This window comes from Nocardioides baculatus, assembly GCF_016735675.1.
Classification (GTDB): domain Bacteria; phylum Actinomycetota; class Actinomycetes; order Propionibacteriales; family Nocardioidaceae; genus Nocardioides; species Nocardioides baculatus.
In genome coordinates this window covers 529,233-540,545 of the sequence record NZ_JAERSG010000001.1, presented here as the reverse complement: position 1 = coordinate 540,545, position 11,313 = coordinate 529,233, and the positions used below count along the sequence as shown (strand labels likewise).

Below are 11,313 nucleotides of genomic sequence, written 5' to 3'. Positions count from 1 at the left end.
GGGCTCGCTCGTTCCCCCCGGGGAAGGGTCCGCTCTCCGGAGGTCAGGACGGTGTGGCCGGCAGGTGGGGTGAGCGCCCCAGCAGCCGCGTGACGATCACCCCGGTGAGCGTCATCGCCAGCGCGATGCCGGCGAGCACGACGAGCTGGAACTGCGCAGCCACCGCCGGGCTCGCGCCACCGAAGAGCGCACCGACGAACGCGCCGGGCAGGGTGACGAGACCCGTCGAGCGGGTCTGGTCGAGGTTCGGCAGGAGCGACTCGCGCACGGCCTCCTGACCGATCTCGAGGTGTGCCCGCGACGGCGACGCACCGAGCGACAGCCACGCCTCGACCTCGTCGCGGCGGTGGCGCACACCCCGCAGGAAGTTGCGACCGGCCAGCGTCGCCGCGCTCATCGCGTTGCCGATGATGATCCCGGCGACCGCCACCAGGTAGCGCACCTCGAGGTCGACGAGGCGCAGGGCGAAGACCAGGACGAGCGCGGTCCCGGCGCCCGCGACGACGCCGAGGACCGCGATGCGTCGTCCGTGCCACAACTCGTGGAGCCGCCCGGACGCGGTCCAGGACGCCGTGGTCAGCATGAGGACGAGGAATGCGACGACGGTCCACGGCACGGTCAGGATGCCGCGGAGCAGCAGCGCCACGATGCCGAGCTGCACGACCGCACGGGCCAGCGAGGTCAGCGGCGCCCACCCGAGCCCGACGCCGGCGCGCCAGGCGACGGCGACCGTGCTGAGCACGACGACGAGCAGCCCGGCTCCGAACCAGGCGTAGTCGACGACGTCGTGCACAGCCCGACCGTAGCCGTCCGATGGGTCAGCCGAGCGTGGTGAGGAGCGCGCCCATCGCCTGGTCCTCGGTGGCGCGGTCGGGGCTCGAGGCGCGGACCGCGGTGAGCACGCCGTCGATCTGCGTGTCGACGAAGGTCCACGCCTGGCAGTTCTTCGGCTGCAGGGCGGCCTGGTCGTCGTCCCACGCGGTCTCGAGGTCGGTGACCCGGGTGGCCGCCGCCTGCGCGTCGCCGCCGTCGGCCAGGCTGCGGGTGTCCCGGACGATCGTGCGGTACTTCGCTACCTCGTCGCCGGGGAAGTCGCCGGCGACCTGCTGGGTCGCCTGCGCCTGGTCGAGGGCCGCGCCGCTGCTGCACGACGGTGCGGGGCCCTCCTCGGCGAGCGCGCTCTGGTGCGGCTGGGCGTTCGCCCAGGCGAGGAGCGCGACGGTGGCCGCGGCAGCAGCCACCATCACTGCGAGGGTGGCGCGTCGCCGCTGCGGCGAGGACTCCGGGACGTACGCCGTGTCGTCCTGCACCTCAATCACGTCGGCCTTGCTCCACGACAGGTAGGCGACCGTCGCGAGGATCGCGCCGAGGAAGATCAGGCTGGTGCCGAAGACGCCGATGCCGAGCCCCTGCTCGCTGCGCGGCAGGCCGAACCAGTCGCCGATGTTGGCGCCGAGCGGGCGGGTGAGGATGTAGGCGACCCAGAAGGCCAGCACCGCGTCGGCACCCGCGAACCACAGCAGGGTGACGAGCGCGATCAGGCCGAGGGGCAGCAGGATCGACAGGCCCGGTCCCCAGCCGGTCAGCTCGAGGGTCCAGTCGCCGGCCGCGGTGCCGAGCGCGAAGGTGACCAGCACGGCGAACCAGTAGAAGCCCTCGCGCGGGGTCGTGGTGATGCTGTGGATCGAGAGCGTGCGCTCGCGCGCCCACCAGACCGCGAAGGTCGCCGCGAGGAGCACCGAGAACACGGCGGTGCTGATCCAGAGCGGGACGCCGAGCTGGTCGGTGAGGATGTCGGTGTAGAGCGTCCCGGTCACGCTGACGACCACGACCGTCAGCCAGTAGGCGGCGGGCACGTAGCGGCGCAGGCGCATCTGCACCGCCAGCACGACGACGAACACGACGGTGAAGAGGAGCGCCGTGTTCACCAGCCCCACCCCGAGCGTCATGTTGATCCAGTCGGCGAAGCTCTCACCGACGGTCGTGCAGAGGATCTTGATCACCCAGAACCAGATGGTGACCTCGGGGACCTTGGTGAGCAGCTGCCGGGTCGTCGGCACGGGCACGGTGCGTGTGGTCATGGCACCACGGTGCGAGTGACAACCTGCCTCCTACCTGACTGGTGTGGTCGAGGGAGCGTTCCGGTGACGGCGAGGGGTGCAGAGTGGACGCATGCGCGTGCTGGTCGCCGAGGACGACTCCCGCCTCGCCGCGGTCCTCGCCCAAGGCCTGGCCGAGGCCGGGTGGGAAGTCGACGTCGTCGGTGACGGCCGGGCGGCGTACGCCAGGGCGCTGACCGAGCCCGCTCCAGACGTCCTGCTGCTCGACTGGATGCTGCCGGAGCTCGACGGACTCACCCTGTGCCGCCGCCTCCGCGACGTCGGCGTCACCACGCCGGTGCTCGTGCTCACCGCCCGGGGCAAGGTGCGCGACCGGATCCACGGCCTCGACGCCGGGGCCGACGACTACCTCGCCAAGCCGTTCGACCTCGACGAGCTGCTCGCCCGGCTGCGCGCACTCCTCCGGCGGTCGTCGTACGACGAGCAGCAGGCGGTGGCGGTCGGTGACCTCGTGGTCGACGTGGGTGCCCGGGCGGTCAGCCGGGGTGGGGTCGCCATCGAGCTCTCGGCCCGCGAGTTCGACATCCTCTGGCTGCTCGCCAGCCGCGCGGGCCGGGTGGTCTCGCGGTTCACGATCCTCGACGAGGTCTGGGACGGCGAGACCGACCTGCGCAGCAACGTGATCGACGTGCACCTCGGAGCGATCCGGGCCAAGGTCGACAAGCCGTTCGGGACCTCAAGCATCACCACCGTGCGCGGCGCTGGCTACCGGCTCGAGCGCGCGTGAACGTCCGCCGCCTCCCGCTGCGGGTGCGGCTCGTCGCCGGGTTCTCGGCCGCGATGCTCCTGCTCCTGGTGGTCGCCGGCGGGTTCGTCTACTGGCGCGTCCAGTACGCCCTCGACCGTGGCCTCGACACGGAGATCTCCGCCGCCCGCGGCGTGATCACCCCACTGGTGGACGCTGCCGGCACGGTCACCTCGGCCGCGGCGGCGGACGCGACCGGCACCGGATGGCAGGTGCTCGACGCCGGCGGAGCGGTGCTCGACTCGGGTGGTCCGGCGCCGGACCGACCACTCGTCCGACGCACCAGCCTGCCGACCATCGGGTCCAGCACCCTCGACGTCGGCAGCCTGCTGCCCGTCGCCGACGCGCCCTTCCGCGTGGAGGTGGCGGCCCTCGACGACGAGGGCGAGGCGGCATACCTCGTGATCGCGGTGCGCCGTGACCACCGTGACGAGGCGCTGCGCGAGCTGCTGCTCCAGATGTCGCTGGCCGGTCTGGGTGCGCTCGTCGTCGCCTCGCTGGTCGGCGACCAGCTCGCCCGGATGGCGCTGCGGCCGGTCGAGCGCTACCGCCGGCGGGCCGCCGAGATCGCGGCCGGGTCCTCTCACCTGAGGCTCGACGTGGACGACGAGCGGGACGACGAGGTGACCCGGCTGGGGCACACGCTCAACGAGATGCTCGCCGCCCTCGACGAGTCGCTGGACCGGGAGCGGCAGTTCGTCGGCGACGCCAGCCACGAGCTGCGCACACCGCTCACCCTGCTGCAGTCGCGCATCCAGCTCGCCCGTCGGCGCGAGCGCTCGGTCGCCGAGCACGAGGCGGTGCTCGCCGAGCTCGCCGTCGACGTGACCCGCCTGGCCGACCTCGCCGAGCGGCTCCTCGAGCTCGACCGCGAGCCCGCGGACGTAGCGCCTCCCGAGGGGGTGAGCGACCTGACCGCGGTCGCGCGCGGCGAGGTCACACGCTGGCAGGCGGCCCATCCCGACCGGGCGGCCGGGGTCGACGTGGCGACCAGCGACCCCGTCGAGGTCCGTGCCGACCGACAGTCGCTGGAGCGCATCGTCACCAACCTCCTCGCCAACGCCCTCGCGCACGGCGCGCCGCCGGTCCGGGTCGGGGTACGCCGGCAGGGGCAGGGGTCGTACGCCGTCCTCTCCGTGTCGGACGCCGGACCGGGCCTGCCGCCGGACCTCCTGGCGCAGGTCACGCGGCGGTTCAGCCGCGCCCCCGAGGCCAGGTCACGACCCGGCGCGGGCCTCGGGCTCTCCCTGGTCGAGCACCTCGTGGTGCGGTCGGGCGGGGAGCTGCGGCTGTGCTTCGACGGGCACCACGTCTCGACCGGCACGGCGACCGGGGAGGCCTGCGACCACGACGGCCGGATGACGGTGAGCGTGCTGCTGTCGCTCGGGTAGCGCCTTCATCGTTCCTTCATCCTCGGATTCCTACGTTGTGGGCATGACCCTGACAACCGATGCCGACCCCGCTGTGGACGTGGTCGGCGTGACCAAGAGGTACGGCCCGCTCGTGGCCGTCGACGACGTCTCGCTGCGGGTGGCGCCCGGCGAGGTGTACGGCATCCTCGGCCCCAACGGCGCCGGCAAGACGACCCTGCTCCGGATGCTCTTCGGCCTCATCCGGCCCGACAGCGGCACCATCGCCGTCTTCGGGCGCAGCTGGTCCCGCGACGACGTACGCACCCTGGACGGCGTCGCCGGCTTCATCGAGAGCCCGAAGTTCTACCCCTACCTGACCGGTCGGCAGAACCTCGAGGGGCTACGCCTGCTCGATGGCTCCGGCCTGCCCGACCGGCTCGAGGAGGTGCTCGACGTCGTCGACCTCACCGGCCGTGAGGACGACAAGGTCGGCGGCTACTCCTACGGCATGCGCCAGCGCCTCGGCGTCGCGGCGAGCCTGCTGCGCAGTCCGCGCCTACTGGTGCTCGACGAGCCCGCCAACGGCCTCGACCCGGGTGGCATCCGGGACATGCGGGCCCTCGTGAAGCGGCTCGCCGACGGCGGCCTCACGGTGCTGCTCTCCTCGCACCACATGGACGAGGTGGAGGAGATCTGCGACAACGTCACGATCATGAACCGCGGGTCGGTGGCCTTCCACGGCACCATCGACGACCTGCGCGCGATGGCACCCGACCCCGGACACCTGCTCCGCACCGGCGACGACCGGCAGGCCGTCGCGATCGGCCGCGCCCGGCACCCGGGCGTCGTCGTCGAGCCTGCGCCGGACGGCGGGCTCGTCGCCACGGGCTCCGAACGCGACCTGTCGGCCTACGTCGCCGACCTGGTCCGTGCGGAGGTGCCGCTGCTGGCCTTCACCCCGACGCGCACGCCCCTGGAGGCGCTGTTCTTCATGCTCACCGACGCCCGCCCGGACGACGTGCGACTGCGCGGGAAGGAGGCCGTGCGATGACCGCCAGCACCCTCGCCTCGCCTCGCCCGTCGAACACCTGTGCGAGGAAGGAAGCCGGCCTCGGCTCCGCGATCCTCTGGGAGACGCGCAAGCTGCGCGCCCAGCTGCGTTCGAGGGCTCTCCTCGTCGGCACCCTGCTCGCGCCGGTCGCCGTGGTGCTCGTCGTCGGTGCCCAGTCGCGGCCGCCCAAGGACAGCCTCTTCGGCCGCTTCTCCACCGAGAACGGCTTCGCGATGTCCCTGCTGGTCCTCGGCTTCGCCAGCCAGTGGATCCTCCCGCTCGTCACGGCGATCGTCGCCGGCGACGCCTTCGCGAGCGAGGACCAGCACGGCACCTGGAAGACGGTGCTCACCCGGTCGGTCAGCCGCTCGCGGCTGTTCTGGGCGAAGGTCCTCGTCTCGGTCGTCTTCGGGCTCGTGGCGCTGGTCGTGCTGGCCGCGGCCACCATCGGGGCCAGCCTCCTGATCGTCGGTCGCCAGCCGTTGACCGGGCTCTCGGGCCAGCTCATCGAGCCGGGCGCTGCTCTCGGGCTGGTGGCCGCGAGCTGGGCCACGATGGCTCCGCCGCTGATCGCCTTCACCTGTCTCGCGCTGCTCTTCTCGGTCTGGTCGCGCAACGCGGCCGTCGGCATCGCCGCCCCGGTCGTGATCGGCATGGTCATGCAGCTGGTGGGCTCGCTCGGCGGCATCGAGGCGATCCGCCCGTACCTGCTCACCACCCCCTTCGAGGCCTGGCACGGCCTCCTCGCGGAGCCCAGGTTCACCGGCCCGATCCTCGACGGCGTGCTCTCCAGCGCCGTGTGGAGCGGGGCCAGCCTGGTCGCCGCCTTCCTCGTCCTTCGTCACCGCGACATCACCGGAGGTTGACCATGCGTCGCTTCGTCATCAGTCTCGTCGCCGCGATCGTCGTCGTGCTCGCCGTCGGCGGCGCCGTCGTCGCCGGCTCGGGCGGCGGCAGCTCCATCACCCGCGCCCGTCTGGAGCGATCGCTGCCCACCACCTTCTCGAACCTGTACGCCGACCAGGCCGTGCTGCTCGGCCACCCTGGCGTCACTCCCGCGTCGCTCCACGCCACCGCGATGTGCGACAAGGGCGGCGCCGTCGAGCCCGACGTGGGCGCCGGCAGCAACTGGAACTGCCTGGTCAGCTGGACCGACCCCGACAACCCGATGCCGCCCGAGGGCTACGGCAAGTTCGAGCTCCAGGTCCACAGCAACGGCTGCTGGACCGCCGGTGGGCCCAGCAAGCTCGTCGGCTTCGCCACCCTCACCGACACGAAGGGCCGCGAGGTGACCAATCCCGTCTCGGAGTTCGACGGCTGCTTCGACCCCCACGGCGACAGCTCGCCCACCGGCGTCGAGTTCCCCTCACTCCTCGGCGTGACGACCACGGCCCTGCGCCCCGACAGAGACGGCCGCGTGTCGGTCCAGGCGACCTGCGGCACCGGCAGCGACGGGTGCCGCGGCACCATCACTGCGACTGCGGGCAGCACGGACCTCGGCACGGTGCCGATCGACGTCGACGAGGAGCAGACCGGCACGTTCTCCTTCGACACGCCCGTTCCGACAGCTGCCGCCGAGGTGACCTTCACCGTCCGCCTCACCCGGGGAGTGGGACCGTCCAAGCCGGTGACGCTGGAGATGCCGGCCTGACGGGCGACCTATCATCGGTCCTCCCAAGGACAGCCGAGGGGAGGACCGATGGGGCACGGGCACTCGCACGGCCACGCCGGCCACGCCGGTGGTCGGCACCGCTGGCGGCTGGCCGTCGCGTTCGGCCTCGTCGCCGCCTTCTTCGGCGTCGAGCTCGTGGTCGGCCTGGTCAGTGGCTCGCTGGCGCTGATCTCCGACGCCGGCCACATGGCCGCCGACGTGGTCGCCCTCGGCGCCGCGCTCGTCGCGACGAAGATCGCGACCCGGCCCGACGGCACCGGTCGTCGTACGTACGGCTCCTACCGCGCCGAGGTCTTCGCCTCCGGCTTCACGGTGCTCGTCATGCTCGGCGTCAGTGCCTACGTCGTCCTGGAGGCCGTACGCCGGATCGGCGAGGACGTCGCCGTGTCGTCCGGACCGATGCTGGTCGTCGGCGCGATCGGGCTCGTCATCAACCTCGTCTGCCTGGCGCTGCTGCGCGGCGGGGCGCAGGAGTCGATCAACGTCAAGGGTGCCTACCTCGAGGTGATGGCGGACGCGGCCGGCAGTGTCGGCGTCATCGCCGCCGGTGTCCTCGTCGGCCTCACCGGTGCGGCGCAGTGGGACACCGCGGTCGCCGTCGCGATCGGGGTCTTCGTCGCGGTCCGCGCGGTCATGCTCGGCCGCGAGGTGCTGGCCGTCCTCGGCCAGCACGCGCCCGAGGGGCTCGACCTCGACGCGGTCGTCCGCGACCTCGAGGGCGTCGCCGGCGTCGCGGAGGTGCACGACCTGCACGCCTGGACGCTGACCTCGGGGATGAACGTCGCGACCGCCCACCTCGTCACCGGTGTCGGCGCGGACCCGCAGGCCGTGCTGGCCGGCGCCCAGTCCACCCTGCGCGAGGTCCACGGCATCGAGCACGCGACCCTCCAGGTCGAGGTCACCCCCGCGCGGGAGTGCCGCGAAGCCACGTGGTGACGCGACTGCTGGCACACTGACCGGTCCACGCACCCCGTCGGGGGCGACGAAGGGTGGGGTTGCGCGTGTCCGAGATTGCCGTCGAGCGATCGGCGACGCCGACCTTCGCCAAGAGCGCCAACGTGTTCGCCAAGGGCGCCCTCGTGCTGATGCTGGTCTTCGCGGTGCTCTACCCCGACCAGGCCAACCTGCGCGACAAGGCCGCCGGCATGCGCGCCATCGCCTATCCGCTGATCTCGTTCACTGTGCCGCTGCTGTGGTGGGCGCAGTGGCGCGACCGGATGTCCTTCCCCTGGCTGCCCGACCTGCTGATCACGATCACCTGCTTCACCGACATCCTCGGCAACCGGATGGACCTCTACGACACGGTCGTGTGGTTCGACGACTGGATGCACCTCATGAACACCGGCCTCCTCGCGGCGGCGTTCATCCTGCTCACGCTGCCGCGCGACGTCGGCCTCGGCCGCGTCCTCGAGCGCGGCCTCGCCTTCGGCGCCACGGCGGCGATCGCGTGGGAGGTGGCCGAGTTCTTCGCCTTCATCAGCAAGTCGACCGAGCGCGAGTTCGCGTACGCCGACACGCTGGGCGACCTCTCGCTGGGCACCGCGGGTGCCGTGCTCGCGGCGCTGGTCATCCACCGGGCCTGGCGACGCGGGTACCTCCGCGAGCCCGCACCGCTCTCCGCGGCCTGACCCCCGGCGTACTCCACCGGGTCCTGGCTGCCCCGCCCGGGTAGTCCACCGGGTTCTGGCTGTCCGGAGGCCCTCAGGACGACCACATGCCGGTGGACTACCACCCGCGGGCGGAGCGGCAGGAGTGCTTGACGGAACTCACACCGCCGCAGACTTGGATCGTTCCAATTGCATCGCCACACTGGATGTAGCAGACCTTCCGAAGGAGAGTTCCATGAGACTGATCGACGAGCTCAACCAGCTGCACGACCACTACGCGCGCCAGGTCAACGAGGCCGTCGAGCGGGACGACATCGCGACCGCCGAGCAGCTCGCCCAGGGCTACGAGGACGACGCGATCCTCCTGATGGCGCAGCGCGAGGGCCTGACCCACCTGCTGCCCCTGAAGCGGTCCGCGCCCCACGAGAGCTCGCTGCACCGCCTCGTGCGCCGGCTCCGCCCCAGCCGCGCCGCCTGATCCACCGGGTCCAAACTCGACCGGCTGACTTGACTTAGCCGGACCGCGCGCGGTCGAGTGCTCCCGTGACCGCACCGGAGCAGTCGACCCGCGACGTCATCCCGCTGCGGGAGGCGACGAAGGCGTGGTTCGCGATCTCGCTGCAGACCTTCGGCGGACCGGCCGGCCAGATCGCCGTCATGCAGCGCACGCTGGTCGACGAGAGGCGGTGGATCGGCCAGCAGCGGTTCCTCTTCGCGCTCTCCTACTGCACGCTGCTGCCCGGCCCCGAGGCCCAGCAGCTCGCGACCTACGTCGGGTGGCTCCTCAACGGTGTTCGCGGAGCGCTCGTCGCCGGCATCCTCTTCATCCTGCCCGGCGTGGTCGCACTGCTCGTCCTGTCCGGCATCTACGTCGGCTTCGGCGACACCACCCTCGTCGAGTCGCTCTTCCTGGGCCTCGCGCCCGCAGTCATCGCGATCGTCGTGCAGGCCGTGGTCCGCGTCGGGCGCAAGGGGCTCGGTCATCCCGCCCTCGTCGCGCTGGCCGTGGCCTCGTTCGTCGCCCTCACCTTCTTCGCCGTGCCGTTCCCCGCCGTCGTGCTCGTCGCAGCGATCGCCGGCTGGGTGCTCGGTCGTCGGCTTCCCACGCTGACCGCACCGCCGAAAGCGGCGGCGGACGACGGCCCGCCACCGCTGATCAGCGACGACGCGCTGCACACCGAGCGCCCCTCGGGTCGCCGCGCCGCGCTGACCCTCGCGGTCGGCCTGGTCGCCTGGTGGGCGCCCGTCGCCGCAGCGGGGGTGCTGTTCGGTCGCTCGAGCATCTTCGTCGATCAGGGGGTCTTCTTCTCCGGGGCCGCGCTCGTCACCTTCGGCGGGGCGTACGCCGTCCTGGCCTACGTCGCGCAGCAGGCGGTCGAGGTCTACGGCTGGCTGGCGCCCGGCGAGATGGTCCGCGGCCTCGCCCTCGCCGAGACCACGCCGGGTCCGCTCGTGATGGTGGTGCAGTTCGTCGCATTCGTCGGCGCCTACCGCGCGCCCCGCGACCTCGACCCGTGGGTCGCGGCAGTCCTGGCGGCGTTGCTGACGACCTGGGTGACGTTCGTCCCGTGCTTCCTCTTCATCCTCCTCGGAGCGCCGTACGTCGAGCGGCTCCGCGGCAACCGCGACCTCGCCGCCGCGCTGGCCGGGATCACCGCGGCCGTCGTCGGCGTCATCGCGAGCCTCGCGGTCTTCTTCACCCTGCACATGCTCTTCGACGACACCCGCACGCTCACCAGCGGGCCGCTGGACGTCGAGCTCCCGGTCCTCACCGCGATCGACCCGGCGTCGCTCGCGATCACCGTCCTCGGGTGCGTGCTCATCTTCTGGCGCAGGTGGTCCGTGCTGCGCACCCTCGGCGCGTGCGCGCTCGCCGGGATCGTGCTGGGCCTGGCGATGGCGGCATGAGGCCGACCGGAGCGCTCAGTCCGCGTCGGGCAGGTACATCTCGCTGACCAGCGGGACGACGTCGGCGATCGAGTCGACGACCCGGGTGGGGCGGTAGGGGAAGTCCTCCACCTGGTGCCGCTCGGTCGCACCGGTGGCGACGAGGATCGTCCGCATGCCGGCCTCGAGCCCGCTGATGATGTCGGTGTCCATCCGGTCGCCGATCATCACCGTCGTCTCCGAGTGCGCCTCGATCTGGTTGAGCGCGCTGCGCATCATCAGCGGGTTGGGCTTGCCGATGAAGTAGGGCTGTCGACCCGTCGCGGTGCTGATCAGCGCCGCGACCGAGCCGGTGGCCGGCAGCATCCCCTGCGCGCTGGGCCCGCTCGGGTCGGGGTTGGTCGCGATGAAGCGCGCGCCGCCGTTGATCAGCCGGATCGCCTTGGTGATGGCCTCGAACGAGTAGGTCCGGGTCTCGCCGAGCACGACGTAGTCGGGGTCCTGGTCCGTCATCACGTAGCCGATGTCGTGGACCGCCGCGGTCAGCCCGGCCTCGCCCACGACGTACGCCGTCCCTTCCGGACGCTGGTCGTCGAGGAACTGCGCCGTCGCCAGTGCGGACGTCCAGATCGACTCCTCCGGCACGTCGATCCCGCTGCTGCGCAGGAGCCGCTGGCGCAGGTCGCGCGGGGTGAAGATCGAATTGTTGGTGAGCACCAGGAACGGGATGCCGTGTTCGCGCAGGGTGGCGATGAACTCCTTCGCCCCGGGGATCGGGTCCTCCTCGCGGACCAGCACCCCGTCCATGTCGGTCAGCCACGTGTTCACCGGTCGTTGGTCGCTCACGGGATCATTGTCGGGCACGTCGGCCCGGTCGTA

Annotated in this window: 12 protein-coding genes; 9 read left to right on the top strand and 3 right to left on the bottom strand. The window is 72.0% G+C overall.

Translation table 11 applies throughout. The features are described 5' to 3' along the window. Positions 1–43: 43 nt before the first annotated feature. Both JI751_RS02595 and JI751_RS02590 read right to left on the bottom strand, forming a co-directional pair. Positions 44–793 (bottom strand): ABC transporter permease, encoded by a 750-nt coding sequence (locus JI751_RS02595; protein WP_201933064.1) that lies wholly within the window; start codon positions 791–793, stop codon positions 44–46. Positions 794–818: 25 nt separating this feature from the next. After that, the gene (locus JI751_RS02590; RefSeq protein ID WP_201933062.1) at positions 819–2,081 is read right to left on the bottom strand and encodes a COG4705 family protein; all 1,263 of its coding nucleotides are present in this window, start codon (positions 2,079–2,081) and stop codon (positions 819–821) included. A 91-nt stretch (positions 2,082–2,172) separates the two neighbouring features. Between JI751_RS02590 and JI751_RS02585 the strand changes: the two genes are divergently transcribed. From JI751_RS02585 to chrA, 9 genes are all read left to right on the top strand, one after another. Continuing rightward, on the top strand, positions 2,173–2,847 hold the full coding sequence (locus JI751_RS02585) for a response regulator transcription factor (RefSeq protein WP_201933056.1): 675 nt from the start codon (positions 2,173–2,175) through the stop codon (positions 2,845–2,847). Continuing rightward, entirely contained in the window at positions 2,844–4,256 is a 1,413-nt protein-coding gene (locus JI751_RS02580) for a sensor histidine kinase (protein WP_307813730.1), read from the top strand. Before JI751_RS02585 ends, JI751_RS02580 begins: the two co-directional genes overlap by 4 nt. Positions 4,257–4,299: 43 nt before the next feature. After that, entirely contained in the window at positions 4,300–5,268 is a 969-nt protein-coding gene (locus JI751_RS02575) for an ABC transporter ATP-binding protein (protein ID WP_201933054.1), read from the top strand. Next, a complete protein-coding gene (locus JI751_RS02570) occupies positions 5,265–6,134 on the top strand; it encodes a DUF2705 family protein (RefSeq protein ID WP_201933051.1) in 870 nt (289 codons plus the stop codon). The genes JI751_RS02575 and JI751_RS02570 overlap by 4 nt, the downstream gene beginning before the upstream one ends. Positions 6,135–6,136: 2 nt before the next feature. Further along, on the top strand, positions 6,137–6,919 hold the full coding sequence (locus JI751_RS02565; protein ID WP_201933048.1) for a hypothetical protein: 783 nt from the start codon (positions 6,137–6,139) through the stop codon (positions 6,917–6,919). Between the two features lie 48 nt (positions 6,920–6,967). Further along, positions 6,968–7,876, top strand: coding sequence for a cation diffusion facilitator family transporter (locus JI751_RS02560; protein WP_201933044.1), 909 nt, complete (start codon positions 6,968–6,970; stop codon positions 7,874–7,876). 65 nt (positions 7,877–7,941) lie between these two features. Further along, positions 7,942–8,568, top strand: a complete 627-nt coding sequence (locus tag JI751_RS02555; protein WP_201933042.1) for a DUF2238 domain-containing protein — start codon at positions 7,942–7,944, stop codon at positions 8,566–8,568. Positions 8,569–8,782: 214 nt separating this feature from the next. Continuing rightward, positions 8,783–9,025: a hypothetical protein gene (locus tag JI751_RS02550; protein ID WP_201933039.1), complete on the top strand. Its 243-nt coding sequence runs from the start codon at positions 8,783–8,785 to the stop codon at positions 9,023–9,025. A 65-nt stretch (positions 9,026–9,090) separates the two neighbouring features. Beyond that, positions 9,091–10,455 carry a chromate efflux transporter gene (gene chrA, locus JI751_RS02545; RefSeq protein WP_201933037.1) on the top strand — a complete coding sequence of 455 codons (1,365 nt, stop codon included), beginning with the start codon at positions 9,091–9,093 and terminating at the stop codon, positions 10,453–10,455. 15 nt (positions 10,456–10,470) lie between these two features. On the opposite strand, the gene JI751_RS02540 is transcribed toward chrA, so the two are convergent. After that, positions 10,471–11,241, bottom strand: coding sequence for an HAD-IIA family hydrolase (locus JI751_RS02540; protein ID WP_236665675.1), 771 nt, complete (start codon positions 11,239–11,241; stop codon positions 10,471–10,473). Positions 11,242–11,313: the final 72 nt, after the last annotated feature.

Excerpts from the sequence above, each read along its gene's own strand:
- JI751_RS02590 (WP_201933062.1), bottom strand. The coding sequence starts at position 2,081 with ATGACCACACGCACCGTGCCCGTGCCGACGACCCGGCAGCTGCTCACC.
- JI751_RS02585 (WP_201933056.1), top strand. The coding sequence starts at position 2,173 with ATGCGCGTGCTGGTCGCCGAGGACGACTCCCGCCTCGCCGCGGTCCTC.
- JI751_RS02575 (WP_201933054.1), top strand. The coding sequence starts at position 4,300 with ATGACCCTGACAACCGATGCCGACCCCGCTGTGGACGTGGTCGGCGTG.
- JI751_RS02570 (WP_201933051.1), top strand. The coding sequence starts at position 5,265 with ATGACCGCCAGCACCCTCGCCTCGCCTCGCCCGTCGAACACCTGTGCG.
- JI751_RS02565 (WP_201933048.1), top strand. The coding sequence starts at position 6,137 with ATGCGTCGCTTCGTCATCAGTCTCGTCGCCGCGATCGTCGTCGTGCTC.
- JI751_RS02560 (WP_201933044.1), top strand. The coding sequence starts at position 6,968 with ATGGGGCACGGGCACTCGCACGGCCACGCCGGCCACGCCGGTGGTCGG.
- JI751_RS02550 (WP_201933039.1), top strand. The coding sequence starts at position 8,783 with ATGAGACTGATCGACGAGCTCAACCAGCTGCACGACCACTACGCGCGC.
- JI751_RS02540 (WP_236665675.1), bottom strand. The coding sequence starts at position 11,241 with ATGGACGGGGTGCTGGTCCGCGAGGAGGACCCGATCCCCGGGGCGAAG.